The sequence below is a fragment of the Nocardioides flavus (ex Wang et al. 2016) genome (assembly GCF_014653115.1).
Taxonomy (GTDB): Bacteria; Actinomycetota; Actinomycetes; order Propionibacteriales; family Nocardioidaceae; genus Nocardioides; species Nocardioides flavus.
Genome location: NZ_BNAD01000001.1, coordinates 504,867 through 529,509 on the forward strand (window position 1 = coordinate 504,867; position 24,643 = coordinate 529,509).

Genomic DNA, 24,643 nt, shown 5'->3' on the forward strand with positions numbered 1-24,643 from the left:
TGCCTGTCTGGGACAATCGACCTTCGTGGACGGATTCCTGCCCCTCGCGCTGATCGGTGCGTCGCTGCTCTTCTCGATCGTGGTGCTGGTCTACGTCGCGCTGGACCTCACGCCGGACTGGGGGTTGCTCGGCTTCGCCGCCGTCATCGAGGTCGCGACGCTGGTGCTGCTCGTGATCGCGGCGTTCCAGGTCGGTGGGGCGGACCTGTCGGGTCCGGGGCTCATCACGTTCTTCGGCTACCTGCTGGCGGGCCTGGTGCTGCTGCCGCTCGGCTTCGCCTGGTCGCTGGCCGAGCGCAGCCGAGGCGCGACCGCGGTGCTGCTGATCGCCGGGCTGGCGCAGGCCTTCGTGGTCGTACGCGCCCTGGCGGTGTGGCAGTGAGCCGCACTGCGACGTCCCCCTCCACGTCCTCGGGGCTGGGCCGCATGCTCGTCGCGGTCTACGGCGTCTTCGCGATCGCCGCGACCGCCCGCTCGCTGGTGCAGCTGCTGACCAAGGCGTCCGAGGCCCCGCTGGCCTACACGCTGTCGGCCGTCGCCGCGCTGGTCTACGTCGCCGCCACCCTCGGCCTCGCCGAGGTCGGGCCGTCCCCTCGTCGCCTCGCGTGGGCGGCCGTCGTCTTCGAGCTCGTCGGCGTGCTCACCGTCGGCACGCTGACCGTCCTCGACCCGGAGCTCTTCCCCGACGCGACCGTGTGGTCCGACTACGGCGCGGGCTACGGCTGGCTGCCGCTGGTGCTGCCGTTCGTGGGGATCGCGTGGCTGTGGCGGACGGGCGCGCGGGAGCAGCGCTAGGTCCCCGACCGGTGGGCGTGGTGCTCCCTGTACGGCCGGTAGAGCGCCGCGAGGAACGCCTCGAGCTCCGCCGCGAGCTCGTCGTCCATCGCCGGGAACGAGAACGTCGCCTTGCCGGTGCGGCACTTCCGGAACCTCTCGGAGCGGCCCTCCAACGCCTCGGGCCAGGTGTCGACGGCGATCGCGTAGAGGCTGACCTTGCCCGCGCTGCGCTTGACCGCCGCGAAGTAGTCGTGCGCGCCGGACACCGCGTAGTTCTCGTCCACGAGCGCGCGGATCTGCTGAGCCCGTCCGGGGAAGTTGCGGATGAGCTCGTTCTCGTACCGGAAGATGTCGGCGTGCGCCACCACCTCGCGGCCCCCGCCGCGCAGGACGTAGAGCGGGTCCAGGCGCTGGAGGCGCAACCGGTCCCAGATGTCCAGTGCGCGGTAGACCTCCTCCACCCCGCCACCGGGCGCCAGTCCGTTGAGCGCGTGCAAGGCAGCGTCGAAGCGGTACGGGCCGCGCTGGAAGCCGGTGGCGTAGCCACCTGCGATCGAGTGCTGCTCCAGCACCACCGTGCTCCGGCCCTCCCCGGCGAGGGCCACCCCAGCCGCCAGCCCTCCGAGGCCTGCTCCGACGACGACAGCGTCCACGTGTTCGACCATGATCGGCTCCTCTCGGGTCTCCCTCCATGCCAGCACTGGTGGACCCCGCGGAGAGGAGCACAAGGTCCCGCCTCGGGATGCATTTCGGGGGAGGAGGTCGCCGACGCAGCCACCGGAGTCGCGGTCCGTCTCGCTGGTGTCACCAACGCGGAGGAGGGTCTGGCGCCGGGGCGCACGCACTGCCTACAGTGCAACTGGGTCACGCGGTGGCCCCTTTGGGTCACGCGGTGGCCCCTTCACCCACCACGGCCATGGACTCTCGGGCCGTCGGCTTGGCGCCTGACTACAAGGAGATCTCCATGCCGCTGCAGAACGACTTCTACACACCTGAGGGCCAGGGAGCCTACGAACTCATCTCGATCGGCCGCTTCGAGCTGGAGGAGGGTGGGGTGATCGAGGATCTTCAACTGGCCGTGGCGACGTACGGCACCCTCAACGAGGACAAGTCCAACGCGATCTGCATCCCGACGTGGTTCTCAGGGACCCACGCCACCTGGGAGCAGGTCTACATCGGTTCGGGGCGGGCCCTGGACCCCGACAAGTACTTCATCGCGGTCATCAACCAGATCGGCAATGGCCTCTCGACCTCACCGCACAACACCGAGGACGCGTCGATCGCGATGTCGAAGTTCCCTCATGTGCGCATCGGCGATGACGTCCGCGCACAGGAGCAGCTGCTGCGCGAACACTTCGGCATCGAACGACTTGCACTGGTCGTGGGCGGTTCCATGGGCGCTCAGCAGACCTACGAGTGGGCGGTTCGGTTCCCCGACAAGGTGCTGCGTGCCGCCCCCATCGCAGGTACGGCCCAGAACCTGCCGCACGACTTCCTCTACACCCAGACCTTGATGGATGCGATCACGTCGGACCCGGGCTGGAACGGTGGGGAGTACGCCGCGAACACCGACGTGGCTGACGGGTTGCGGCGCCACGCCGGCATCTGGGCGGTCATGGGACTGACCACGGACTTCTGGAAGACGGAGTTCTGGAGGGACATCCCACCCGTGGTGGAAGGCCTCGAGTGGGAGACGTTCGAGGAGTTCCAGCAGAACTTCATCGCGTTCCTCTTCGGCCTGATGGACCCCAACGCACTGCTGTCGATGGCCTGGAAGTGGCAACGCGGGGACGTGGCGCGCAACACCAACGGGGACCTCGCAGCGGCGCTGGGCAGGATCACCGCCAAGACGTTCGTGATGCCGATCGAGCAGGACATGTTCTTCCCGCCCCGCGACTGCATCCCGGAGCAGGAGATGATCCCTGGCGCCGAGCTCAGGATGCTGCACAGCGTCGCCGGTCACTTCGGGTTGTTCGGCTTCGAGCCCTCCTACACCGCCGAGGTGGACGCCGCACTCTCAGAGCTGCTGGCCATCGAGGTCTGAGGGCTCAGCAACGGGCTCGAAGACTGCCCGGCGTCGGCTCCGTACCTCCGACCGGCGGCTACTGGACGATTCCGTCAGGACTCGGTCCAGGTGGTCGGCCGGAGCACGGGAGCTGTCAACGGGCGAAGAGCGCCCTGTTCTCCTCGATCCATCTGATCTCCGCTGCTTCGTGCTCGAGGCTGCCTTCGGCGACCCAGGTCTTCTGAGGCTCTAGCCCTTGGCCGGCGAGGGAACGGACGTGCTCGATGGTTGCGTGACGGCGTCGGATGACGGCGTCGGCCACGTCGAAGTCGGCCGGGATTCCGTACGCGTCGAGGAAGGCGACGATGCGCGCACGACGGTCGGGCACCTCGGGGAAGTGGTGCCACTCCAGAGCCGACTCGTCGTCGCGCATGGGGGCGAACCACAGCAAGGCGTACACCACGTCGTCGAGTCGAGGCGCAGGATGCAGGAAGTCCCAGTCGAGAAGTGCGACTGCCTCTCCGTCTCGCCACACGAAGTTCCACGGCCCGGGGTCACCATGGACGAAGACGTCGCCGTGTCCGGTCGTGGGCGGCGCGTCGAAGACGGCGTCCTGTGGCGGAACCCAGTCGGCCGAGGCGTCATGGATGCGTCGCAGAAGTCGCGCGGCTGAGCGAAGCCCCGCCTCGTCGTGCTGGTTCTTCCACCCGTCGCCGCCGCTCTCGCCGTCGATGTAGCGGAGCACCTCGGTCTCGTCACTCAGCGACAGCGGCTCGGGGACGCAGTCCATGCCCTTCTCGCGAAGGTGGCGCAGGAACGAATGCACCGTCCGACTCTGGGGTCCTGCCGGCCGAGTCACCGTCTCGGCGGAGAGCCTGACGGGACGGAACCGCTCATTCACGTCTGCTGCTCGGCTCAGCGCCTCGTCATCGGCCACGACTGCACCCTCACACAGGCCGCGGACAAGGCACCATCGAGTTGTCGTACGGCCCGCCGGTCGTCTACGCGCGCAGCGTACGGATCCCCAGAGCGACCGCCAGCAGCAGGGCACCGATGGACACGGTCCCGACCCACGCCCACCCCGGAACGGTGTCGAAGGGGCTCGGGCCCCAGGCCATCAAGGCGCCGAGGAGCATCAGGGCGACCCCGCCACGCAGTGCGCCGACAGGTGCGAACTTCGCCTCTGGAGATGCCATGGCGCGACAGTAGCCGACGTGGAAACTGCGGTGGCACACGGCGGACGCGCCGAAAGGCGGGCTGCCTAGTACAGCTGCGGGACGAACGTCTGCTCGTGCATCGGCGGCCTGACGTAGGGGATGTCCCGCACCTCCGGGAGCTCCACGGGCGCGGGAGCGACATCCTCGTAGTCGAACTGCGCGAGCAGATGGCTGATGCAGTTGAGCCTGGCCGCCCTCTTGTCGTCGGACGGAACGACGTACCAGGGCGCCTGCTTGATGTCGGTGTACTGGAAGGTGGTGTCCTTGGCCATGGAGTAGCGGACGTAGAGCTCGCGCTCCGCGAGGTCCATGTCGGACAGCTTCCACCGCTTGAGGGGCTCGGCGTTGCGCGCCTCGAAGCGCCGTTGCTGCTCCTCCGCGCTGATGGAGAACCAGTACTTGAGGACCACGATCCCGGAGCGGACCAGCATCCGCTCGAACTCGGGACAGCTGCGGAGGAACTCCTGGTGCTCGTCCTCCGTGCAGAAGCCCATCACCCACTCCACGTTCGAGCGGTTGTACCAGCTGCGATCGAACAGGACCATCTCCCCAGCGGCCGGCAGGTGCTCGACGTAGCGCTGGAAGTACCACTGGGTGCGCTCGCGCTCGCTCGGCTTCGGCAGCGCGACGACCCGTACGGTGCGCGGGCTGGTGCGTTCGGTGATGCGCTTGATGACCCCGCCCTTGCCGGCCGATCCGCGACCCTCGAAGATCACCAGCACCTTGAGTCCCTCGCGCTGGATCCAGTACTGCAGCTGCACGAGGCGCTCCTGGAGCTTCTCGATCTCGGCCTCGTAGACGGCGGAGCGGAGCCTGCCGCCGCGCGTGTAGCGCTCGGGGTCGCGGTCGGCAACGGGCTGGGCGTCGTCCGCGCCGGGCGGCGGCGAGATGGTGACCATGGCCCACCCTAAGGCCGAGTCGCGGCGACCGGATGCCGTGAGGGCGCGCGATCTAGAGTCGGTCCATGGAGTCCGACATCCGCTTCTACTTCGACCCGGTGTGCCCGTTCTGCTGGCTGACGAGCAAGTGGGTCCGGATGGTGCAGGCCGAGCGCGACCTGTCGGTGGACTGGCGCTTCATCTCGCTGCGCCTGATCAACCAGCACATCGACTACGACGCCCACTTCCCCCCGGAGTACGAGGCGGGCCACACCGCCGGCCTCCGCCTGCTGCGCGTGGTCGCCCGGGCGCGTGCGGAGCACGGTGCCGCAGCGGTGGACTCCCTCCAGGCCACCTTGGGCGCGCACGTCTTCGACACCCCGCCCGGCGACACGGACGCGGAGGCCGACCCCGGACGGGCGGGCACGCGGGAGTTCCTCGAGCCCGTCCTGCGCGAGGTGGGCCTGCCGACCGACCTCGCCGACGCCCTCGACGACCCCTCCTGGGACGAGGCGATCCGCGCGGACGGCGACGAGGCCCTCGCGCTGACCGGCAAGGACGTCGGCACGCCGATCATCCACTTCGAGCCGCCGGACGGAGTGGCGTTCTTCGGCCCCGTGATCAGCCGGCTCCCCGAGCCCGACCGGGCCGGGGAGCTGTGGGACCACGTGGTCGGCCTGGCCCGCTTCCCCGGCTTCGCCGAGCTCAAGCGCAGCCTGCGTGAGCGACCGCAGCTGGTCGCGTTCGGGGTGGAGCCCGGCACGGTCGGCGTCGAGGAGGACTGGCACGGCGGCAGCCGTCGACAGCGGAGCGAGCGGGGATAACCGCGGCGGATCGCAGCAACGAACCGGTCCCGGGGGCTCGCTGCGAACGTCGCGCTCGTCAGCCGACCGTGGGCGCTACGAGACCTACAAGCTCTCCGGCGGCAGGTGCTTCTTCATCAGGCGCCGGACCCGCTTCTGCTTCCGGTCCGGGATCATCGACCGCATCTCCTCGAGCTTCCCGAAGCACAGGAGCCGGTCCTCGCCCTCGAGCACGGTCTTGTTGCGCGGGTTCGGGATGACCTGCGGGCCACGGTGGAGCGTCAGCACGGTGATGTCGCGCTCGTCGAGACCGGACTCGCCGAGCTTCTTGCCGACCATGTCGGAGCCGCCGTGCACGACGATCTCGGCCACGCCGTAGCCGGTCGAGACGGTCAGCCGCTGGCGTACGTCGATGTCGGGGAAGGCGACCTGGTTGGCCATGTAGTCGACGATCGCGCCGGCGACGTCGAGCTTGGTCGCGGCCTCGATGCCCTCCAGGCCGGGTGAGGAGTTCACCTCCATCACCTGCGGGCCCTTGCGGCCCTCGAGCATGTCGACGCCCGCGACGCGCAGGCCCATGATCTGCGCGGAGCGTACGGCCACCCGCTCGAACTCCTCGTCCAGCTCGACCGCCTCGACGCTGCCGCCGCGGTGGACGTTCGAGCGGAACTCGTCGCCCTGCGCCACGCGCCGCATCGCCGCCACCACGCGGTCGCCGACGACGAGGGCGCGGATGTCGCGGCCCTTGCTCTCCTTGACGAAGCGCTGGATCAGCACGTTCTGCCGGGTGCTCTGCAGCGTCTCGATGATCGCCTCGGCCACCTTGATCGTCGGCGCCAGGATCACGCCGATGCCCTGCGTGCCCTCGAGCAGCTTGATCACGACCGGCGCACCACCGACGCGCTCGATCGCAGGGATCACGTCGGCGCGGTCGCGCACGAACGTCGTCGCCGGCATCGGGATCTTGTGGCGCGACAGGATCTGCGTGGCCCGCAGCTTGTCGCGGCTGTTGGCGATGCCGTAGCTCGTGTTGGGCGTGTAGACGTCCATCTGCTCGAACTGGCGCACCACCGCGGTGCCGAAGTAGGTGATCGAGTTGCCGATGCGCGGCAGCACCGCGTCGTACGTCGAGAGCTGCTTGCCGCGGAACAGCAGGTCGGGCTCGTCCGACGACAGGTCGATGCCGAAGCGCAGCGTGTTGAGCACCTTGACGTCGTGGCCGCGGTCGATGGCCGCGGTCCTCAGCCGCTGCGTGCTGTAGGAACGCGGGGCCCGAGAGAGGATGGCGAGCTTCATGGTGAGCCATCCAACCATCCACCCTCCATCCACCTCGCCCGTCGGCGCCACCTGCCAAGATGGCCCGGTGTCCGCCGACCCGCAGCTGCCCGCGACCGAGCACGTCGTCGTCGGCTGGCGCGAGTGGGTCGCGCTCCCGCAGGCCGGCGTGGAGTGGGTGAAGGCCAAGATCGACACCGGCGCACGCTCCTCGTCCATCCACGCCTTCGACCTCGAGGCCTGGGAGCAGGACGGCGCCGAGTGGGTGCGCTTCTCCATCCACCCCTGGCAGCGCTCCGACGAGGACCACGTCGAGCTCAGCCTCCCCGTCCTCGACCGGCGTGAGGTCCGCTCCAGCAACGGCCAGGTGGAGCAGCGCTACGCCGTCGCGATGGACGTGACGCTCGCCGGGCGCACCATCACCACCGTCATGACGCTGAGCAACCGCGACGAGATGGGCTTCCGGATGCTCATCGGCCGCGAGGCGCTCGAGCGCGGGTTCCTCGTGGACTCGGCGCGCTCGTACGCCGGGGGCAGGCCCAAGCGCGCCGTGCGCCGCAAGAACTGGGGCAAGTAGCGCCTCAGCGCAGGCGTACCTCGCAGCTCGTCAGCCTCTCGCCGCTGCACCGGTCGCGGTTGGCCCTGCCGTGGGTCGTGTCGCGGCCCGGGCCACCGACAAGCAGGTCCTTGCCCCGGCTGCCGGAGATCCGGTCGTCGCCGCCGTCGCCGTAGATGCGGATGGTGGACTTCCGCGCGTCGCAGTCGAGCAGGAAGGTGTCGTCGCCCCTGCGGTAGGACTCCAAGGAGTCCTTGCCCGCGCGGCCGCGGACGGTGGCCGTGCAGGCGGCGAAGCGGATCCTGTCGGCCTTCCTGGTGCCGAGGACCTTCATCCGCTTCGCCACGACCTTCACGTCGTCCCAGCCACGGAAGGTGCTGCGCTGGGTCCTGCCGAAGAACCGGTTCTCGAGTCGGCCCGTGGCCAGGTCGAGGTCGAGGCGCTTGCCGGCCCACAGGTCGATCGAGTCCTCGCCCGGGCCGCCGACGTACTCACTGCCGCGCCAGCCGGTCCCGTCCGGCACGTCCAGGATGTCGTCGCCGCCGCCGAGGGCGATCCGCAGGGCCGTTCGGGCACCGCGGCTGAGGGAGACGCCGACGTACTCGTCGCGGTCGCTGCCGGTGAGGGACAACGAACGCGGCGCGCCACCGTGCAGCTCGAAGCGGGTGACCGCACCCGTCCACGAGAGCACCGGCGCACCGTCCTCGGTCCACGTTCCCCGGACCGCGTCGATGGAAATGTCGCCGACGCCTAGGGCGGGTCGCAGCTCGGCCGAGGTGCCGACCGCCACGCGTGACCCGGGGGCCTGGATCCCGCTCCAGTAGATCGTGTGCGAGGCCCCGGCGAGGTCCAGGACGTCGGCGTTGGCCACGTCGAGCATCCCGGAGAAGTACCAGTCGCCGGACTGGATCGAGCTCGCCCCGGACGTGGCCACGACCGTGTCGGCCTCCAGGTCCGTGCGGGTGCGACCATCCCTGGACCCGAGCACCACGACGTCCCGGCCGGCCGAGGCGGTGTAGTGGTCGGACCCGCTGCCCAGCTCGGCGTCGATCATCGACCCCGACACCGAGGCGTCCACCACGTCGTCGCCCGCCCCGGTGCGCAGCGTCAGAAGGCCGGGCCGGTCCACGTCGGTGACGCAGACCAGGTCGTCACCCCCGAGCGTGTCGATGCCGAGTGCACCGTTGGTCACCACCACGTCCGGACCGTCCGTCCCGACGAGGCTGGTCTGCAGTGGCTGGCCCACGATCGTCGCAGGCCGCCCCTGGCAGGTCTCTCCCGCGGCGTACGCCGGCGCGGTGGCGGGCAGCAGGGTGGCGGCGAGGAGGCCGGTGGCCACGACGGAGAGCGATCGCATGGGGTTCCTTCGGTGGGACGGTGACAGGGAGACGGTGCCAGACGACGAGAAGTTGTCACGCCGGCCCCCGGGGACTGTCCCCGCGCGCCACTAGGCTGGACGCGTGACCACCGCCGCCGCACCGACGACCGCCCGCTGATGGCACGCGAGTCGTTCGGCATCGGCGGCGTACGGATCCGCGCGGGCACCGTACGCGCCCTGGAGCTGCCCATCACCCGCCTCGTCACCGGCGCCGACGTCACCCTGCCGGTGCGGGTCGTGCACGGGCGCGAGGACGGGCCCACCGTGTGGATCAACGCCGCCATCCACGGCGACGAGGTCGCGGGCGTCGAGGTGGTGCGCCAGGTGATGGCCGGCCTCGACCCCAAGTCGTTCCGCGGGACGCTCGTCGCCGTACCGATCGTCAACGTCCTCGGCTTCATGACGGGCGACCGCTACCTCCCCGACCGCCGCGACCTCAACCGCTCCTTCCCCGGCTCGGCCCGCGGTTCGCTCGCCGGCCGCATCGCGCACCTGTTCATGCGCGAGATCGTCGCCGGCTGCGAGGTGGGCATCGACCTGCACACCGGCTCCGACCGCCGCAGCAACCTTCCGCAGGTCCGCGCCGACCTCGACGACCCGCGCACCCGCGAGCTCGCCGCCGCGTTCGGCGCGCCGGTGATGCTGCACGCGAAGATCCGCGACGGATCGCTGCGCCACGCCGCCCGCGAACGCGGCGCCACGGTGCTGCTCTACGAGGGCGGCGAGAACCTGCGCTTCGACGACTACGCCGTCGAGGCCGGCGTCGCGGGCGTACGCCGGGTGCTGGCCGCGCTCGGCATGACCGACGCGGTCGTCGAGCCGCCCGTCGAGGACAGCCTGGAGTGTCGCTCGAGCGGCTGGGTCCGCGCCCGCCGCACGGGCATCCTGCACCTCGACGCGCACCTCGGGCAGAAGGTCAGCGACGGTGAGCGGCTCGGCACCCTCTTCGACTCCTTCGGCAAGACGCTGCGCGCGGTCTACGCCAACCGCGACGGCATCGTCATCGGCCGCACCGAGGCGCCGCTGGTGAACTCCGGGGACGCCGTGGTGCACATCGCCTCCTGAGGCGTCTGGTTGAGTGCGGGTGTGCCCGCCTTCGACGTCGCCGCCTTCCGCTCCGAGTTCCCCTCCCTCGCCTCCGGCATCGCCCACTTCGACAACCCCGGCGGCACGCAGACGCCGCGCGTCGTCGGCGAGGCGATCGCCCGTACGCTCACCGGCCCGCTGTCGCAGCGCGGGTCCGCCCTGGTCAGCCAGCGCAACGCCGAGGACGCGGTCGCCGGCTTCCGCTCCGCCGTCGCCGACCTCGTGGGCGGGGTCCCCGGCGGCGTGGTGCACGGGCGCAGCGCCACCGCCCTGACGTACGACATCTCCCGCGCACTGGCGAAGACCTGGTCACCGGGCGACGAGGTCGTGGTCTGCGAGCTCGACCACGACTCCAACGTCCGGCCGTGGATCCAGGCGGCCGAGCGGGCCGGCGCGACCGTGCGCTGGCTGCGGCTCGACCCGGCGACCGGCGAGCTCGACCTGTCCTCCCTCGACGCGATCACCCCGCGGACGCGGCTGGTCGCCCTCACCGCCGCGTCCAACCTGCTCGGCACCCGTCCGCCGGTCGCGACCGTCGCGTCGCAGGCGCACGAGGTCGGGGCGCTCGTCCACGTCGACGCCGTCCACCACGCCGCGCACGCGGCACCGGACATCGCCGCGATGGGCGCCGACCTCCTGGTCTGCTCGCCCTACAAGTTCTTCGGGCCGCACTGCGGCGCGCTGGTCGCCGACCCCGCGCTGCTCGAGACCCTGCGCCCCGACAAGCTCCTGCCGTCGTCCGACGCAGTGCCCGAGCGCTTCGAGCTCGGGACCCTCCCGTACGAGCTGCTCGCCGGGGTGACGGCCGCGGTCGACCTCATCGCGTCCGTCGGGAGCGGCGACTCCCGCCGCTCGCGCCTCGTGTCCGCTGCCGCGTCGATCGCCGAGCACGAGCTGGGGCTGCGGCTCCGGATCGAGGAGGGTCTGGCCGAGCTCGGCGACCACCTGACGCTGCACTCCCGGGCCGCCGACCGGACCTCCACCCTCTTCCTCACGCTGCGCGACCGCGAGCCCGTCGAGGCGTACGAGCAGCTGGCGAAGCGTGAGGTCCTCGCCCCCGCCGGGACGTTCTACGCCCACGAGACCTTCCGCGCGCTGGGCCTCCCCGTCGACGCCGGGCTGCGGATCGGGCTTGCGGCCTACAACGACGACAGCGACGTCGACCGACTGCTCGAAGGGCTCACGGACGTCCTCGCCTGACGGTCAGTCCCCTCGCCGCCAGCGGTAGGTCCGCGTGCGGGCCCCCGGCACGAATCCGATCCGTCGGTAGAGCCGGGCCGGTCCGGGGTAGCCGTCGTCGCCGCGCGGGCACACGAGCCCGGTCGTGGCGCCGGCGTCGCGGGCGGCGGTGAGCGCCGAGACCGAGGCGGCCGTGGCGAGACCCTGGCGGCCGTGCTCCTCGACGCACCCCACGGGCTCGACCAGGGCGACCCCGGTCGTCGCGTCGAGCCAGACGCAGCAGGAGGCGACCCACTCGCCGTCGGTCGTGGTCACGACGTGGTCGAGCTCCGGGCGATAGGGCGCGGTCGCCATCAGCCGCTCGTAGGCCGCAGTCGTCACCCGCGACGTCGGCGACCAGGCGGCACGGTGGACCGCCGCACGGGCCTCGGCCTCGTCGGCCCGCACCGCGCGGACGGTGTACCCCTCGGGGAGGTCCACCGCGGGCAGGCCATCGAGGTCGAGGTGGTGGTGGGTGAACCACGGCGACTCCACCTCGGTGAAGCCGTGGTCGGCCAGCACGCCGATCACGGCGGTCTCCGTCTCGAGGGTGCTGGCGGTGACCTCGTCGGCCGCCTCCGCGAGGGCGGCGACGACGACGGCGTCGACCGCGGTCGGGTCGGTGCCGCAGACCTCCAACCAGTCCAGCGACTCCAGCCACGCCCAAGCGTCCTCGAGCACGTGGGCCGGACCGAGGTCGAGCACGTCGGGCTCGCCGTAGGCCGCCGACCAGGCGAGCTGGCCCGGGTGGTGCCGTGACTCCGGCGACCAGGTCCGCGAGGCCAGCTTCTGCATGCGAGCCAGGGCCTGGTCGACGTCGAGACGCTCAGGAGTCATGGGCGAACAGTCGCACCCGGTCGTGCCGGCTCGCTCCCGATTTACTGCTCGTGGGCCTGCCGGTCGACCTCGTCGGCCCCCGGCCCGTCCTCGTGGACACGGGAGTCGACGCGGTCGGTGGCGACCGTGTCGCCGACCGTGGCGTTGCCCGCGGGCTCGGCGTCGAGCGCGCGCCGGCGGTCCTCGTCGCTGACCCGCTCGCCCGCGGCCGGGAAGACGGACTCCTCCGGGTGCTCCGCGTACGGGTCGGGGTCGCGCTGGTGATCGTTCATGGCCTCGACCGTACGCCGACGGCGGGACGCGGCGACCCCCCGCAGGGGTGGCGGCACATCGCACGCCGAAGGCTGGTCCGGCTGCAATCTGCCGCCACCACCACGACGACCCCCCGCAGGGGTGGCGGCACATCGCACGCCGAAGGCTGGTCCGGCTGCAATCTGCCGCCACCACGCGGCAGCCACTGCAATGTGCCGCCACCCCCACCGGCGGGCGCCATGATGGCCGGGTGACCCAGTGGGTGCTCCACGTCGACATGGACCAGTTCCTCGTCGCCGTCGAGCTGCTGCGCCGACCGGAGCTGGTCGGCCTGCCGGTCGTGGTCGGCGGCCGGGGCGACCCGACGGAGCGGGCAGTCGTGTCGACCGCGTCGTACGAGGCGCGCGAGCACGGCGTACGGTCCGGGCTGGCGCTCAGGCTGGCGAAGCGGCGCTGCCCCGACGCGGTGTTCCTGCCCGTCGACCGGCCGGTGTACGAGGAGGCGTCGGCGCGGGTGATGGAGACCCTGCGATCCCACCCCGGCGCGGTCGTCGAGGTGCTCGGCTGGGACGAGGCGTTCGTCGGCGTCGAGACCGACGACCCGCTCGCCACCGCCCGCGAGGTCCAGGCCGCGGTGCTCGCGGCGACGTCGCTGCACTGCTCGGTCGGCATCGGCGACACCCTGGTGCGGGCCAAGATCGCGACCGAGTTCGGCAAGCCCCGGGGCACCTTCCAGCTCACCCGCGACAACTGGATGGAGGTCATGGGCGAGCGACCGACGACCGCGCTGTGGGGCGTCGGTGCGAAGATCGCCGCCCGACTCGAGGCGATCGGCATCCGTACGGTGGCCGACCTCGCCGCGGCGGACGAGGACGCGCTGGTGGCGGCGTTCGGGCCGTCCAGCGGCGCCCACCTCGGACGGCTCGGTCGCGGCGGTGGTCGGTCGCGTCCCGACGACACCCCGTGGGTGGCCCGCGCCCATGGCCGCGAGACGACCTTCCAGGCCGACCTCACCACCGCCGACGACGTACGGGCCGCCCTGGCCGAGCTCGCCGAGCGGGTCGTCGACGACGTGCGCGCCGAGGACCGGCCGGTGCAGCGGGTGCACCTGAAGGCCCGCTTCGCCCCGTTCTTCACCTTCACCAAGGTCCGCAAGCTCGCCGAGCCGACGTACGACGTCGAGGTGATCGCGAGGACGGCGTACGAGCTGTTCGTCGCCCTCGACGACGACCGGCCCGTACGCCTGCTCGGCGTGCGCGGCGAGATGGTCCCGCCGCCCGGCGGCTACTGATCCGGCGTCACTCGGTGGCGATCGCCTCGAGCACCTTCATCCGCGACGCGCGGATCGCCGGGACGACCGCGGCCAGCACTCCGAAGACCACCGCCACCACGAGGAAGACGCCCAGGCTGCCCAGTGGCAGCGACAGCTCGGTCAGGTCCTCCTTGAGCGACTCGCGCAGCACCACGCCGATGACCAGGCCCAGCGCCATGCCGAGCACGGCGCCGAGCACGGCGATCGCCACCGACTCCAGCGTGATCATCCGCCGCAGCCGGCGCCGCGACAGGCCGACCGCGCGCAGCAGGCCGATCTCGCGGGTGCGCTCGATGACGCTGAGGCCGAGGGTGTTGACGATGCCGATGACGGCGATGACGACGGCCAGCGCGAGCAGTCCGTAGATCACCGACAGCAGCTGGTTGACCTGGCTGCTGATGAGCTCCTTGAACTCGACCTTGTCCTGCACGGACAGGATCGGCAGCTCGGCGACGACGTCCTCGAGGTCCTGCTTGACCGCTCCACGGTCGGCCCCGTCGGCGACCATGATGCTGAGCGCGGAGTCGCTGCGCTTGAGCCCCGCCTCCTCGAGCACCGGCAGCGGGACGGTGATGCCGCCCGTGGTCGGGGTGTCCTCGAAGATCCCCACGACCTCGACCGGGATGGTCTCACCGCCGGGGAAGGAGATGTCGACGGTGTCGCCGACGCCGGCGTCGAGGTCGTCGGCACGCCCCTCGTTGAGCAGCGCCTGCCGGCCCGAGATCTCGTCGGTGCCGTCGACCATCCCGAGCTCGTAGATCTCGAAGAACGCGTCGTCCACCCCGACCAGGAAGGTCTGGTCCGGCTCACCGTCCACCTCGACGCTCACCGGGGTGCCCTGCTGGCGCGAGACCAGGTCGACGCCGTCGACCTCCGCCATCCGGTCGCCGTACTGCGCGGGGAAGCCCTGGAAGGTCGGCATCTGGACCAGGAAGTCGCTCCTGAACTCGTCGTCGACGATCGCGTCGTTGGTCGCGCTCAGCGACGAGGCCAGCACGCCGACCGCCGACACGACCGCGAGGCCGATCATCAGCGCGGAGGCGGTGGCGCCCGTACGACGCGGGTTGCGCAGCGCGTTCTCGCCGGCGAGGCGACCGGCGGTGCCGAAGAGCCGGCCGAAGACGGTCCGGCACGCGAGCAGCACCGGCCTGCCGACGACGGGGGCGAGCACAGCGGTGGTGATCACCCAGATGACCGCGCCGACGCCGATCCAGATCGCGTCGTTGCCGGGGGCGCCGAGCAGCCCGAGGACGGCGAGCGCGGTGCCCACGACCATGGCGATCGTGCCGAGCAGGAGGCGGCGCCCCATGCCCTTCTCCTGGACCACCAGGTCGTCGCGCATCGCGGCGACCGGCGGCACCTTCGCCGCGCGGCGGGCCGGCACGAACGCCGCGACCATCGTGACGACGATGCCGACGACGTAGCCGGCGACCACGGTGAAGGGGGTCAGGGTCAGCACCTCGCCCGCGATGTCGAGGCCGAAGGTGCGGAAGAGGCTCGCCAGCAGGCGCGAGAGGCCGAGCCCGAGCAGCAGCCCGAGCGTGGCGCCGACGAGCGCCATCAGGAAGGCCTCCACGAGGACCGACTGGGTGACCTGCTTCTTGCTGGCGCCGAGGGCGCGGAGCAGCGCGGACTCGCGGACGCGCTGGGAGACGAGGATCGAGAAGGTGTTGAAGATGATGAACGCGCCGACGACGATCGCGATCACCGCGAAGGTGACGAGGAAGTAGGAGATCACGTCGAGGAACTGGCCGAGCTGCTCCTGGCTCTCCTCCACGACCTCGTCGCCGGTCACGGCGGTGAAGCCGTCGGGCGCGACGGCGGCGGCCGCGTCGGCGAGCTCGGTCTGCGACACCCCGGACGCGCCGGTCAGCGCGACGCTGGTGAAGGCGTCCTGGCCGTCGAGGAAGATCTCCTGGGCCTCGGCGGTGTCGAGCAGGACGAGCGTCGCGCCCGCCGTACCGCCGCCGTTGAAGTCGGCGGTGCCGACGAGGGTGAACTCGCGCATGGTCTCGGCCGTCGGCACGATCATCGTGACCGTGTCGCCGACCTCGTACGAGCCGCGCTCGGCCGAGGACGTGTCGATGGTGATCTCGCCCGGCTCGGCCGGCCAGTCGCCGGCCGTGAGCTCGAGGATCGACTCGCCGGCCATGTTCTCGACGGGGGCGTAGTTGAAGGCCAGCGTCGGGGCGCCCTGGCCGCCGACGAGCTTGCCGTCCTGGCCGAGCAGGAAGGACCCGACGCCGTCGACCGAGCCGACCGCGTCGTCCACCTCGGGCAGCGCGCCGATGCGCTCGACGTCCTCGGGGGTGACCACCTGCGACGTGCCGACCCCCGCGTTGGCACCCTGCAGCTCGCCCGCCGGGCGTACGACCGCGTCGGAGGTGGAGCCGCTGATGATGTTGTCGAAGGTCGCGTTGAGGCCGGTGCTGAAGGTCATCACACCGGCGAGGAAGCCGATGCCGAGCACGATCGCGAGCGTGCTCATCAGCAGGCGCACCTTGCGAGCGAGCAGGTTGCGCCAGGTCAGCCGGAGCATGTCAGCCCGCCGCCTTCGCGACCGCGGCGTCCTGCAGGCGCGCCATCTTCTCGAGGATGTGGTCGCGGTCGGGCTGGCGCAGCTCGTCGACGATGCGGCCGTCGGCGAGGAAGAGGACGCGGTCGGTGTAGGACGCGGCGACGGGGTCGTGGGTCACCATCACCACGGTCTGGCCGAACTCGTCGACGCTGCGGCGCAGGAATCCCAGCACCTCGGCGCCGCTGGTGGAGTCGAGGTTGCCGGTCGGCTCGTCGGCGAAGACGATGCTCGGCTGGCTGACGAGCGCGCGGGCGCAGGCCACCCGCTGCTGCTGGCCGCCCGACATCTCGCTCGGGCGGTGCCCGAGCCGCGGGCGAAGGCCGACCGCGTCGACCACCTGGTCGAACCACGCCTTGTCCGGCTTGCGGCCGGCGAGGTCGAGCGGGAGGAGGATGTTCTCCTCGGCGGTCAGCGTCGGCACCAGGTTGAACGACTGGAAGACGAAGCCGACCCGCTCGCGGCGCAGCGTCGTGAGGTCCTTGTCCTTGAGCCCGCCGAGGGCGGTGCCGTCGACGATCGCCTCGCCGGACGTCGGGGTGTCGAGGGCGGCCAGGCAGTGCATCAGGGTCGACTTGCCGGAGCCCGAGGGACCCATCACGGCCGTGAACTCCCCCTTCATCAGGTCGACGGTCACGCCGTCAAGCGCGCGCACCTCCGCCTCGCCCTTGCCGTACGTCTTCACCAGGTCACGCGCGCTCGCCGCGACGCCGCGCGCCGCTCCCCCCGGGGTCTGCTCAGTCATGGCGGCAAGTCTGGCAGGGGGCCTGAACAGCCAGCCATGGGATAACGCCCCGGTCCACCCCTGACGCTCGTCAGGGGTCCCTCGGGGTCCAGACCAGTGGTCCGGTGGCCGATGGGCCTAGGTTGGCCCCGTGGGAGACGTGGCGGCCGGGCTGCTGACCGGCCTCTCCCTCATCGTCGCCATCGGCGCGCAGAACGCCTTCGTCCTCCGCCAGGGCCTGCGCCGCAGCCACGTCGGGCTCGTCGTCGCGATCTGCGCGCTCTCCGACGTCGTGCTGATCCTCGCCGGCGTCGGCGGCATCGGAGTGGTGGTGGACCGGGCGCCGTGGGCCGTCGAGGTGGTCCGCTGGCTCGGCGTCGCGTTCCTGACGGTGTACGGGGTCGGGTCGCTGCGCCGCGCCCGTACGCCCCAGGTCCTGACGGTCGGCTCCCCCGGGTCCGCTGTCCCGTCGCGGCCCGAGCGCCGTGTCAGCGTCGCGGCCCGCGCGGTGGCGCTCACCTGGCTGAACCCGCACGTCTACCTCGACACCGTCCTGCTGCTCGGCTCGATCGCGGGCACCCACGGCCCCACCGGGCGGTGGTGGTTCGCCCTCGGCGCCTGTGTCGCGAGCCTCGGGTGGTTCGCCGGCCTGGCGTACGGCGCCCGCCTCGCCGCGCCACGGCTCGCCAGCCCCCGCGCCTGGCAGGTGCTGGACGTGGTCATCGGCCTGGTGATGCTGGCGATCGCCGTACGCCTCGCCCTCGGTAGTTAGGGACGTTCTGGTAGGTCTTCGGGCCAGTTCACCTACGAGAACGTCCCTAACTACCGGGGGCGACAGGCGGACCGTCCGCCCCAGCCTCGCGCGCCACAGCCTCGTCGTGCCGCCGGTGCAGCCGCTCGCGGATCTCCGACGGCTCGTAGTGGCGGCGTACGCGCTCGTCGCGGGCGACCGCGGCGCCGGTGGCGACGCCGGCCAGGATCCCGGCCAGGCCGAGCCACTTCCATGCGCGCATGGCGCCAAGCGTAGGACCCGGTGGGGCAGACTGCGCGCATGGCATCGCCCCTGACCCTCGACCAGGCGGTGGACCTCACCCGCAGCGGCGACATCTGGCTCTTCCGCGGGCGCCGGGCCCCCGACCGGGCGATCCGGGCCGTCACCAACTCGCCGGTCAACCACGTCGGGATGGCGGTCGTGGTCGACGACCTGCCGCCGCTGATCTTCCACGCCGAGCTCGGCAAGAAGCAGCTCGACGTGTGGACGGGCGCGCACCACCGTGGGGTGCAGCTGCACGACCTGCGCGATGCGGTCGCGCGCTGGCAGGGCGAGTACGACCAGGACGCCTGGCTGCGGCAGCTCGAGCCGGAGATCGGGCGCGACGAGGAGGACGGCATGCTGCGCGCGATCGCGCGCCTCGACGGGGTCTCCTTCCCCAGCCTCACCCGGCTCGGCGCGCGCTGGCTGCGCGGGCGCGACGCGTACGTCCCCCACCGCAAGCGCGGCCGCAAGGTCACCCCGGAGGCGGCGTTCTGCGCCGAGATCGTAGCCACCTGCTACATCGAGATGGGCATCCTGCGCGACGACCGCCGGGCGACCTGGTACGACCCCGGGAAGTTCTGGAGCGGCGACTACCTGCCGATCTCGCCCGGGTGGACGCTGCGCACGGAGGTCGCGGTCAGCCGCTGACCGAGCGCGCCAGCCGCTGCGCCACCGCCTCCACCGCGGCCCGCAGCTCCGGCCCGCCCACGACCGTGAACGGGACCGGCACCTGCGCGAGCCACTCGCCGGCGTACGCCTCGGGGTTGCTGGTGCTGCCGACGAGCTCGCACCGCCCGTCGGGCAGCCCGCGCAGGGTGCCGCGCGTGGGCGGGACCCACGGACGGAGCCGCTCGAGAGGGGCGTCGAAGACCACGTGCGTCCCGTGGTCCCAGCCGGTGCCGAGGTTGGCCTCGAGCTCGGCGGCCGGGTCGAGGTCGGCGGGCACCTCGAAGCCTCCCTCGAGCTGCACCACCTCGGTGACCCGGTCGATGCGGTAGGTCCGCAGCGCGTCGGCGTGGTGCGAGCGGCACAGCAGGTACCACCGGCCGTACCTCACCACCACCGACCACGGGTCGACCTCGAACGTCCGGGCGTGGCCCGCCGCCGTCCGGTAGCCGAGGCGCACCTGCCGCTGGGCCGCCACCGCGGCGACGAGGTCGCTGGTCACGGTGGGGTCGGGCCGGGCCGGGGCCCGGTCGGGCACCGTACGCGCGGTGTCGCGCAGCGCGACCGCCTGCCGCGCGACGTTGGCCGGCAGCACCCGGAGGATCTTGCCGAGCGCGGCGCCCACCGGGTCGTCGGGGTCCGCGACGGCGTGGCGCGAGTCGAGCGCGGCCATCACCAGGCCGAGCGCCTCGGTCGCGGAGAACACCAGCGGCGGCAGCCGCAGCCCGCGACCCAGGGTGTAGCCGCCGTAGGGCCCGCGGGTGGACTCGACCGGGATGTCGGCCTCGCGCAGGATCGCGACGTAGCGCCGGGCCGCGCGCTCGGTGACGCCGAGCCGCTCGCCCAGCTCGGCTGCGGTGACACCGGGCCGGCCCTGAAGGACGTCCAGCGCCCGCAGCGCCCGTGCGGTCGGGCTGACGTCCCTCATCCCGCCAGTCTTGCACCGATTCCGGACGCAGATCGTCCGGAATCGGCTCTACCGTCGTCCTCGACACCGACACATCAAGGTCAAGGAGACCCCATGGACATCGTGCTCATCGCCGGACTCTGGCTCGACGGCTCCGCGTGGGACGCCGTGCTCCCCGAGCTCGAGCAGCGCGGCCACCGCGGCATCCCCGTCACCCTGCCCGGTCAGGGGGACGGCGCGACGACGGCGACGTACGACGAGCAGGCCGCCGCGGTGCTCGCCGCGGTCGACGCCGCCGAGGGCTCCCCCCTCGTGGTCGGCCACTCCGCCGCGTCGACCCTGGCGTGGGTCGCGGCCGACCGGCGGCCCGACGCGATCACCGGCGTGGTCCTGATCGGGGGCTTCCCCGCCACCGGCGGCAACACCTACGCCGACTTCTTCGAGCCGACGGGCGACGGCGTCCCGTTCCCCGGCTGGAAGCCGTTCGCCGGCCCCGACTCCGACGACATGTCGCCCGACCTCAAGGCCGAGGTCGCCGCGGGCGCGCACCCGGTCCCGACCGGGGTGACCAAGGGAGTGGTGACCTGGACCGACGAGCGCCGCCACGGCGTACCGCTCACGCTGGTGTGCGCCGAGTTCACTCCCGAGCAGGCGCGGGAGTGGATCGCCACCGGCGACGTGCCCGAGCTCTCCGACGCGACCGCGCTCGAGCTCGTCGACATCGACTCCGGCCACTGGCCGATGTTCACCAGGCCGGCCGAGCTGGCGGCGCTGCTGGACGAGGCGACCCGGAGGTAGCCGTCAGTCGAGGAGCTCCTCGGGGCCGGCGGCCATCGTCGGGAGGTCGGCCGGCGCCCGGTCCGGGGGCTTGACGGCCTCCAGCGGCGTCGACGGGGTGAGCGGGGTGACCGGCATGACGACGTAGCCGCTCGACACCCCGGAGGCGTCGACGTCGACCTCGGCGAGCTCCGGAGGCGCCATCCCGAGCAGCACGGCGACGGAGAGCGCGCAGTCCGGCCGGTCGGCAGGGTCCTTCTCCAGCAGCGACGCCACGACCGCGCGCAGGTCCTCCGGCACGTCGTCGCCCAGCGGCGGCGGCGGCTCGTTGACGTGGCACATGGCCGTCGCGATGGGGGTGCCGCGGTCGAACGGACGCGTGCCGGTGAGCATCTCGTGGCCGACGACACCGAGGGCGTAGAGGTCGCTCGCGCCGGTCGCGGTCTGCCCGACGGCCTGCTCGGGGCTGATGTAGTTGGGGGTGCCGAGCATCTCGCCCACCCGCGTGTGACCGATGGTGTCGATGGCACGCGCGATCCCGAAGTCGGTGAGCTTCACCAGGCCGTCCTCGCGCACGAGGATGTTGGCCGGCTTGACGTCGCGGTGCACCACGCCCGCCTCGTGAGCCGTACCGAGTGCGAGGGCCGCCTGGCCGAGGATCGAGCGCACCGCCTCGGGGTTCATCGCGCCCTGCTCGCGGATGACCGCGGAGAGCGGGAGCCCCTCGACGAGCTCCATCACGAGGTAGGTGCGGTGGTCGTCCTCGCCGTAGTCGAAGACGGTGGTGATGTTGGTGTGCATCAGGGCGGCGGAGTGCTGCGCCTCGTCGCGGAACCGCTCGAGGAAGATCTCCTCGTTGTCCGGGTCGGCGCGCATGACCTTGACGGCGACGTCGCGCTTGAGCACGTCGTCGATGCCGCGCCACACGTCGGCCATGCCGCCGGAGGCGATCCGCTCCTGCAGCACGTAGCGGTCCCCGAGGCGGAGTCCTTCCACGAGCCTGTGCATGGGCCGTGCCCCACTTCCCTAGAGATCCAGCGCGCAGATCGCGCCAGCGTCGGATGCTACTCCCGCCAGTGCCCCGATCCGACGTTTTCGTACACGCTCCCCCTCCCTCCGGGTGGCCTTGACAACCTACAACCAATTAGTTGTAGGTTGTCGTCATGACCGAGACGGACGATGACCGGGCCGATGCCTGGTTCCACGCGCTCGCCGACCGCACGCGCCGCGACATCCTGCGCCGCGTGCTGGCCGGCGAGCACTCCGTCTCGGCCCTGGCACGCAGCTATGACATGAGCTTCGCCGCCGTCCAGAAGCACGTCGCCGTGCTGGAGCGGGCGGGCCTGCTGACCAAGCGTCGGCAGGGACGCGAGGCCCTGGCGAGCGGCGACGTGGAGGCGGTGCGGTCCGTGGGCGCGATGCTCACCGACCTCGAGGCGCTCTGGCGCGGCCGCATCTCCCGCATGGACGAGCTGTTCGCCACACCCCAGCAGGCACCGCAGCCACCTGGGACCGATCACCCAGAAGAGGAATGAGCCCATGCCCGTCACCGACGTCCGCCACGACCCGGACACCCTGACCCTGACCATCACCGCCGACTTCGCCGCACCCGTGGATCGCGTGTGGCAGGTGTACGCCGACCCCCGCCAGCTCGAGCGGGTGTGGGGTCCTCCGACCCACCCCGCGACGTTCGTCGACCACGACCTCGTCCCCGGCGGACGGATGAACTACTACATGACGAGCCCCGAGGGCGAGAAGTACTACGCCTACTGGGACGTGGTCACCGTCGAGGAGCCCACCTCCTTCACCTTCCGCGACGGCTTCGCGCTCGACGAGACCTTCGCCCGCAACACCGACCTGCCGGAGTCGACCAACACCTACGAGCTCGCGCCCACCGACACCGGAACCCGAGCGACCTACGTGGCGACGTACGCCAGCGCCGAGGCCCTGCAGCAGGTCCTCGACATGGGCGTCGTCGAGGGCTCGAGCCTCGCGATCAACCAGATCGACGAGCTGCTCGCGTCCTGAGCGACCGGCACCCGACCAGACCCGACCGCACCACACCCAGAGCAGCAGGAGAGCACCATGCGCCCCATCGTCGTCACCGAGTTCGTCACCCTCGACGGCATCGTCGACTCCCCCGGCGGCGGGGACCACCCGCACGCCGGGTGGACCTTCGCCGACGTCGCCTTCGACGAGGCGGCCTACGACATCAAGGGCCGCGAGGCCGAGCAGGCCTCCGCCCTCCTCTTCGGCCGGCAGTCCTACGAGGAGTTCGCCCCGCACTGGCCCTCGATGGAGGAGTTCGCGACCTACAACGCGATGCCGCGCTACGTCGTGTCCACGACCCTGCCGGGCGACACCGCGCCGTGGGGCGACGACGAGGTGCGGGTGCTGCGCTCCCTCGACGCGGTCGCCGAGCTCAAGGAGACCGAGGGCGGCGAGATCCACGTCCACGGCAGCCCCACCCTGGCCCAGGGCCTGGCCCGCGCCGGCCTGGTCGACCGCTACCACCTGCTGGTGTTCCCGCTGCTGCTCGGCAGCGGGAAGCGGCTCTTCGCCGACGGCGACAAGACCTCGCTGGCGCTGACGGAGCACGCGGCGTACGCCAACGGGATCACGCTCCAGGTCTACGACGTCGTGCACTGAGACGGCACCGGCCGGGGCACTACGCTCTGGCCATGGGTGCGCCCGCCATCGTCATCGCCTCCGCCCACCACGCCGACGTCCTCGCCGAGGCGTTCGCCCGCTACGAGCGCGAGTACGACGTCCGCCACGTCGGCGACGAGGACGCCGCCAGGGCGACCGCGGAGGACCTGGGGCGTGAGGGGCACCAGGTCGCCCTCTTCGTCATCGACAGCGACCACGACCGGGACGAGCTGCTCGCGCTCATCGGCGGCACCCGCCAGGCGGTGCCGACGGCGCGCCGCCTGGTCGTGGCGCACGTCAGCCGCTTCCTCGCCGACAGCCAGGAGTTCCGGCACGCCGTCGCCGCCGGCAAGGTCGACGCCCTGCTGCTGATGCCGCAGGGACCGAGGGACGAGGAGTTCCACGGCGCTGTCGGCGAGCTGCTCAACGAGTGGAACGCGACGGTGGCCGCGCCTGTGGTCGAGAACGTCCGCATCATCACGCCCGAGAAGGACGCGCTCACCCGCGAGCTCCTCGACTACCTCGCCCGCGTCGGCATGCCGGCCGGCGTGCACCACCCCGACAGCGAGGTGGGTCGCGAGGTCATGGCGACGTGTCCCGAGCACGAGGGACGCTGGCCGGTCGTCTCCTCGCTGGCCGGCTGGTGCGGACACTGCCCGAGCGTGCGCGCGCTGGCCAACCAGCTCTACGGCCGTCCCGACGACATCGACGTCGACGAGGTGGTCGACCTGGTGGTCGTGGGCGCGGGCCCGGCCGGGCTGGCGGCCAGCGTGTACGCCTCGAGCGAGGGCCTCTCGACGGTGTGCCTCGAGGCGGAGGCCATCGGCGGCCAGGCCGGCACCAGCTCGATGATCCGCAACTACCTCGGCTTCCCGCGCGGCATCTCGGGCATGCGACTGGCCCAGCGGGCGCGCGGGCAGGCGCTGCGCTTCGGCACCCGGTTCTTCACCGGGTGGCCGGCGACCGGCATCTCCCCGTGCACCGACGGCGACCACCACGTCGTGCACACCGACGGCGGCGACGTGCACACCCGTACGGTCCTGGTCGCCACCGGTGTCGACTACCGCCGCCTCGGGGTGGACTCCCTCGAGGAGCTGGTCGGGCGCGGTGTGTTCTACGGCGCGGCGATGGCCGCGGCGCGCGAGCTCGCCGGAGACGACGTCGTGGTGGTGGGCGGCGGCAACTCCGCCGGCCAGGCGGCGATCCACGCGGCCCGCTTCGCGCGCACGGTCACGATCGTCGTACGCCGGGCCGACCTGACCGCCACGATGTCGTCCTACCTGATCGACGAGATCGAGTGGAACCCGCGGATCTCGGTGCGCGGCTCGACGCGCGTCGTCGACGGCGGGCCCGACGACGTGGGCCACCTCGCCTGGCTCGACCTCGAGGACGTCGCGAACGGCGACCGCGAGCGGGTCGGGGCGCGCGGTCTGTTCCTGCTGCTCGGCGCCGCCCCGGAGTGCGCCTGGCTGCCCCCGAGCGTGCTGCGTGACGAGCGGGGGTTCGTCCTGACCGGCCGCGACATCCCGCCGGACCGGTGGGTCGGGGACGTGCCGCCGGAGGACCTGGCCACGACCGTGCCGGGCATCTTCGCCGGTGGCGACATCCGGTCGGGATCGATGAAGCGGGTGGCCTCGGCGACCGGCGAGGGCGCGTCGATCGTGTCGTCGGTCCACGCCTGGCTGGCGCAGTAGCCGCCTACCCCTGGGAGGGTG

28 protein-coding genes are annotated in these 24,643 nt (G+C 71.9%); 15 read left to right on the forward strand and 13 right to left on the reverse strand.

From position 1 onward, the window contains the following. The first annotated feature begins 25 nt into the window (after positions 1 to 25). Both IE200_RS02460 and IE200_RS02465 read left to right on the forward strand, forming a co-directional pair. Complete coding sequence (locus tag IE200_RS02460) at positions 26 to 382, forward strand: hypothetical protein (RefSeq protein WP_191277754.1); 357 nt, start codon at positions 26 to 28, stop codon at positions 380 to 382. Continuing rightward, on the forward strand, positions 379 to 795 hold the full coding sequence (locus IE200_RS02465; RefSeq protein WP_229855996.1) for a hypothetical protein: 417 nt from the start codon (positions 379 to 381) through the stop codon (positions 793 to 795). The genes IE200_RS02460 and IE200_RS02465 overlap by 4 nt, the downstream gene beginning before the upstream one ends. Here IE200_RS02465 and IE200_RS02470 read toward each other — a convergent pair. Then, positions 792 to 1,442: an NAD(P)-binding protein gene (locus IE200_RS02470; protein ID WP_191277755.1), complete on the reverse strand. Its 651-nt coding sequence runs from the start codon at positions 1,440 to 1,442 to the stop codon at positions 792 to 794. The two genes, IE200_RS02465 and IE200_RS02470, sit on opposite strands and share 4 nt — an antisense overlap. 299 nt (positions 1,443 to 1,741) lie before the next feature. On the opposite strand from IE200_RS02470, the gene IE200_RS02475 reads away from it, so the two are divergent. Next, positions 1,742 to 2,821 (forward strand): alpha/beta fold hydrolase, encoded by a 1,080-nt coding sequence (locus IE200_RS02475; RefSeq protein ID WP_191277756.1) that lies wholly within the window; start codon positions 1,742 to 1,744, stop codon positions 2,819 to 2,821. A gap of 115 nt (positions 2,822 to 2,936) precedes the next feature. Here the strand turns inward: IE200_RS02475 and IE200_RS02480 are convergent, their stop codons facing one another. The 3 genes from IE200_RS02480 to ppk2 all read right to left on the reverse strand — a co-directional run bounded on the left by IE200_RS02480 (position 2,937) and on the right by ppk2 (position 4,898). Continuing rightward, complete coding sequence (locus tag IE200_RS02480) at positions 2,937 to 3,719, reverse strand: phosphotransferase (RefSeq protein ID WP_407940948.1); 783 nt, start codon at positions 3,717 to 3,719, stop codon at positions 2,937 to 2,939. Positions 3,720 to 3,783: 64 nt separating this feature from the next. Next, positions 3,784 to 3,978: a hypothetical protein gene (locus tag IE200_RS02485; RefSeq protein ID WP_191277757.1), complete on the reverse strand. Its 195-nt coding sequence runs from the start codon at positions 3,976 to 3,978 to the stop codon at positions 3,784 to 3,786. A 65-nt stretch (positions 3,979 to 4,043) separates the two neighbouring features. Beyond that, complete coding sequence (gene ppk2, locus IE200_RS02490) at positions 4,044 to 4,898, reverse strand: polyphosphate kinase 2 (protein WP_191277758.1); 855 nt, start codon at positions 4,896 to 4,898, stop codon at positions 4,044 to 4,046. A 65-nt stretch (positions 4,899 to 4,963) separates the two neighbouring features. Between ppk2 and IE200_RS02495 the strand changes: the two genes are divergently transcribed. Next, a complete protein-coding gene (locus IE200_RS02495) occupies positions 4,964 to 5,701 on the forward strand; it encodes a DsbA family protein (RefSeq protein WP_191277759.1) in 738 nt (245 codons plus the stop codon). An 84-nt stretch (positions 5,702 to 5,785) separates the two neighbouring features. Here the strand turns inward: IE200_RS02495 and IE200_RS02500 are convergent, their stop codons facing one another. Further along, positions 5,786 to 6,976: a RimK family alpha-L-glutamate ligase gene (locus IE200_RS02500; RefSeq protein ID WP_191277760.1), complete on the reverse strand. Its 1,191-nt coding sequence runs from the start codon at positions 6,974 to 6,976 to the stop codon at positions 5,786 to 5,788. Between the two features lie 67 nt (positions 6,977 to 7,043). On the opposite strand from IE200_RS02500, the gene IE200_RS02505 reads away from it, so the two are divergent. After that, positions 7,044 to 7,532, forward strand: a complete 489-nt coding sequence (locus tag IE200_RS02505) for an ATP-dependent zinc protease family protein (protein ID WP_229855999.1) — start codon at positions 7,044 to 7,046, stop codon at positions 7,530 to 7,532. A gap of 4 nt (positions 7,533 to 7,536) precedes the next feature. On the opposite strand, the gene IE200_RS02510 is transcribed toward IE200_RS02505, so the two are convergent. Beyond that, the gene (locus tag IE200_RS02510) at positions 7,537 to 8,868 is read right to left on the reverse strand and encodes a hypothetical protein (RefSeq protein WP_191277762.1); all 1,332 of its coding nucleotides are present in this window, start codon (positions 8,866 to 8,868) and stop codon (positions 7,537 to 7,539) included. Positions 8,869 to 9,006: 138 nt separating this feature from the next. Between IE200_RS02510 and IE200_RS02515 the strand changes: the two genes are divergently transcribed. Then, positions 9,007 to 9,954, forward strand: a complete 948-nt coding sequence (locus IE200_RS02515; protein WP_191277763.1) for a succinylglutamate desuccinylase/aspartoacylase family protein — start codon at positions 9,007 to 9,009, stop codon at positions 9,952 to 9,954. A 21-nt stretch (positions 9,955 to 9,975) separates the two neighbouring features. Continuing rightward, entirely contained in the window at positions 9,976 to 11,175 is a 1,200-nt protein-coding gene (locus tag IE200_RS02520) for a cysteine desulfurase-like protein (protein WP_191277764.1), read from the forward strand. 3 nt (positions 11,176 to 11,178) lie between these two features. Here IE200_RS02520 and IE200_RS02525 read toward each other — a convergent pair whose 3' ends face one another. Continuing rightward, the gene (locus IE200_RS02525) at positions 11,179 to 12,030 is read right to left on the reverse strand and encodes a GNAT family N-acetyltransferase (protein ID WP_191277765.1); all 852 of its coding nucleotides are present in this window, start codon (positions 12,028 to 12,030) and stop codon (positions 11,179 to 11,181) included. Between the two features lie 41 nt (positions 12,031 to 12,071). Continuing rightward, positions 12,072 to 12,302, reverse strand: a complete 231-nt coding sequence (locus tag IE200_RS02530) for a hypothetical protein (RefSeq protein WP_191277766.1) — start codon at positions 12,300 to 12,302, stop codon at positions 12,072 to 12,074. Positions 12,303 to 12,532: 230 nt separating this feature from the next. Between IE200_RS02530 and IE200_RS02535 the strand changes: the two genes are divergently transcribed. Beyond that, on the forward strand, positions 12,533 to 13,573 hold the full coding sequence (locus IE200_RS02535) for a DNA polymerase IV (RefSeq protein ID WP_191277767.1): 1,041 nt from the start codon (positions 12,533 to 12,535) through the stop codon (positions 13,571 to 13,573). A 7-nt stretch (positions 13,574 to 13,580) separates the two neighbouring features. Here the strand turns inward: IE200_RS02535 and IE200_RS02540 are convergent, their stop codons facing one another. Both IE200_RS02540 and IE200_RS02545 read right to left on the reverse strand, forming a co-directional pair. Then, positions 13,581 to 16,133 carry an ABC transporter permease gene (locus IE200_RS02540; RefSeq protein WP_191277768.1) on the reverse strand — a complete coding sequence of 851 codons (2,553 nt, stop codon included), beginning with the start codon at positions 16,131 to 16,133 and terminating at the stop codon, positions 13,581 to 13,583. A gap of 1 nt (position 16,134) precedes the next feature. Next, a complete protein-coding gene (locus IE200_RS02545) occupies positions 16,135 to 16,914 on the reverse strand; it encodes an ABC transporter ATP-binding protein (RefSeq protein WP_191277769.1) in 780 nt (259 codons plus the stop codon). Between the two features lie 130 nt (positions 16,915 to 17,044). Between IE200_RS02545 and IE200_RS02550 the strand changes: the two genes are divergently transcribed. Continuing rightward, on the forward strand, positions 17,045 to 17,665 hold the full coding sequence (locus IE200_RS02550; RefSeq protein WP_229856001.1) for a LysE/ArgO family amino acid transporter: 621 nt from the start codon (positions 17,045 to 17,047) through the stop codon (positions 17,663 to 17,665). Between the two features lie 46 nt (positions 17,666 to 17,711). On the opposite strand, the gene IE200_RS02555 is transcribed toward IE200_RS02550, so the two are convergent. Next, on the reverse strand, positions 17,712 to 17,906 hold the full coding sequence (locus IE200_RS02555; protein WP_191277770.1) for a hypothetical protein: 195 nt from the start codon (positions 17,904 to 17,906) through the stop codon (positions 17,712 to 17,714). A gap of 38 nt (positions 17,907 to 17,944) precedes the next feature. Here IE200_RS02555 and IE200_RS02560 point away from each other — a divergent pair, with 38 nt between their 5' ends. Next, positions 17,945 to 18,577 carry a hypothetical protein gene (locus IE200_RS02560; RefSeq protein ID WP_191277771.1) on the forward strand — a complete coding sequence of 211 codons (633 nt, stop codon included), beginning with the start codon at positions 17,945 to 17,947 and terminating at the stop codon, positions 18,575 to 18,577. Here the strand turns inward: IE200_RS02560 and IE200_RS02565 are convergent. Continuing rightward, the gene (locus IE200_RS02565; protein ID WP_191277772.1) at positions 18,567 to 19,523 is read right to left on the reverse strand and encodes a helix-turn-helix transcriptional regulator; all 957 of its coding nucleotides are present in this window, start codon (positions 19,521 to 19,523) and stop codon (positions 18,567 to 18,569) included. The genes IE200_RS02560 and IE200_RS02565 overlap by 11 nt on opposite strands. Positions 19,524 to 19,616: 93 nt before the next feature. Here IE200_RS02565 and IE200_RS02570 point away from each other — a divergent pair, with 93 nt between their 5' ends. Then, complete coding sequence (locus tag IE200_RS02570; protein ID WP_191277773.1) at positions 19,617 to 20,300, forward strand: alpha/beta fold hydrolase; 684 nt, start codon at positions 19,617 to 19,619, stop codon at positions 20,298 to 20,300. A gap of 3 nt (positions 20,301 to 20,303) precedes the next feature. Here the strand turns inward: IE200_RS02570 and IE200_RS02575 are convergent, their stop codons facing one another. Then, positions 20,304 to 21,275, reverse strand: a complete 972-nt coding sequence (locus IE200_RS02575) for a serine/threonine-protein kinase (protein ID WP_229856003.1) — start codon at positions 21,273 to 21,275, stop codon at positions 20,304 to 20,306. Between the two features lie 167 nt (positions 21,276 to 21,442). On the opposite strand from IE200_RS02575, the gene IE200_RS02580 reads away from it, so the two are divergent. From IE200_RS02580 to IE200_RS02595, 4 genes are read left to right on the forward strand one after another with little or no spacing between them, the layout of a single operon-like run. After that, positions 21,443 to 21,814, forward strand: a complete 372-nt coding sequence (locus tag IE200_RS02580; protein WP_191277775.1) for an ArsR/SmtB family transcription factor — start codon at positions 21,443 to 21,445, stop codon at positions 21,812 to 21,814. A 4-nt stretch (positions 21,815 to 21,818) separates the two neighbouring features. Further along, entirely contained in the window at positions 21,819 to 22,307 is a 489-nt protein-coding gene (locus IE200_RS02585; RefSeq protein ID WP_191277776.1) for an SRPBCC family protein, read from the forward strand. Between the two features lie 57 nt (positions 22,308 to 22,364). Beyond that, on the forward strand, positions 22,365 to 22,928 hold the full coding sequence (locus IE200_RS02590) for a dihydrofolate reductase family protein (protein WP_191277777.1): 564 nt from the start codon (positions 22,365 to 22,367) through the stop codon (positions 22,926 to 22,928). Positions 22,929 to 22,960: 32 nt separating this feature from the next. Continuing rightward, entirely contained in the window at positions 22,961 to 24,622 is a 1,662-nt protein-coding gene (locus tag IE200_RS02595; RefSeq protein ID WP_191277778.1) for an FAD-dependent oxidoreductase, read from the forward strand. Positions 24,623 to 24,643 lie beyond the last annotated feature (21 nt).

Excerpts from the sequence above, each read along its gene's own strand:
- IE200_RS02595 (WP_191277778.1), top strand. The coding sequence starts at position 22,961 with ATGGGTGCGCCCGCCATCGTCATCGCCTCCGCCCACCACGCCGACGTC.
- IE200_RS02475 (WP_191277756.1), top strand. The coding sequence starts at position 1,742 with ATGCCGCTGCAGAACGACTTCTACACACCTGAGGGCCAGGGAGCCTAC.
- IE200_RS02545 (WP_191277769.1), bottom strand. The coding sequence starts at position 16,914 with ATGACTGAGCAGACCCCGGGGGGAGCGGCGCGCGGCGTCGCGGCGAGC.
- IE200_RS02570 (WP_191277773.1), top strand. The coding sequence starts at position 19,617 with ATGGACATCGTGCTCATCGCCGGACTCTGGCTCGACGGCTCCGCGTGG.
- IE200_RS02525 (WP_191277765.1), bottom strand. The coding sequence starts at position 12,030 with ATGACTCCTGAGCGTCTCGACGTCGACCAGGCCCTGGCTCGCATGCAG.
- IE200_RS02485 (WP_191277757.1), bottom strand. The coding sequence starts at position 3,978 with ATGGCATCTCCAGAGGCGAAGTTCGCACCTGTCGGCGCACTGCGTGGC.
- IE200_RS02565 (WP_191277772.1), bottom strand. The coding sequence starts at position 19,523 with ATGAGGGACGTCAGCCCGACCGCACGGGCGCTGCGGGCGCTGGACGTC.
- IE200_RS02580 (WP_191277775.1), top strand. The coding sequence starts at position 21,443 with ATGACCGAGACGGACGATGACCGGGCCGATGCCTGGTTCCACGCGCTC.
- ppk2 (WP_191277758.1), bottom strand. The coding sequence starts at position 4,898 with ATGGTCACCATCTCGCCGCCGCCCGGCGCGGACGACGCCCAGCCCGTT.
- IE200_RS02500 (WP_191277760.1), bottom strand. The coding sequence starts at position 6,976 with ATGAAGCTCGCCATCCTCTCTCGGGCCCCGCGTTCCTACAGCACGCAG.
- IE200_RS02510 (WP_191277762.1), bottom strand. The coding sequence starts at position 8,868 with ATGCGATCGCTCTCCGTCGTGGCCACCGGCCTCCTCGCCGCCACCCTG.
- IE200_RS02530 (WP_191277766.1), bottom strand. The coding sequence starts at position 12,302 with ATGAACGATCACCAGCGCGACCCCGACCCGTACGCGGAGCACCCGGAG.
- IE200_RS02585 (WP_191277776.1), top strand. The coding sequence starts at position 21,819 with ATGCCCGTCACCGACGTCCGCCACGACCCGGACACCCTGACCCTGACC.
- IE200_RS02590 (WP_191277777.1), top strand. The coding sequence starts at position 22,365 with ATGCGCCCCATCGTCGTCACCGAGTTCGTCACCCTCGACGGCATCGTC.
- IE200_RS02515 (WP_191277763.1), top strand. The coding sequence starts at position 9,007 with ATGGCACGCGAGTCGTTCGGCATCGGCGGCGTACGGATCCGCGCGGGC.
- IE200_RS02555 (WP_191277770.1), bottom strand. The coding sequence starts at position 17,906 with ATGCGCGCATGGAAGTGGCTCGGCCTGGCCGGGATCCTGGCCGGCGTC.
- IE200_RS02470 (WP_191277755.1), bottom strand. The coding sequence starts at position 1,442 with ATGGTCGAACACGTGGACGCTGTCGTCGTCGGAGCAGGCCTCGGAGGG.
- IE200_RS02540 (WP_191277768.1), bottom strand. The coding sequence starts at position 16,133 with ATGCTCCGGCTGACCTGGCGCAACCTGCTCGCTCGCAAGGTGCGCCTG.
- IE200_RS02495 (WP_191277759.1), top strand. The coding sequence starts at position 4,964 with ATGGAGTCCGACATCCGCTTCTACTTCGACCCGGTGTGCCCGTTCTGC.
- IE200_RS02560 (WP_191277771.1), top strand. The coding sequence starts at position 17,945 with ATGGCATCGCCCCTGACCCTCGACCAGGCGGTGGACCTCACCCGCAGC.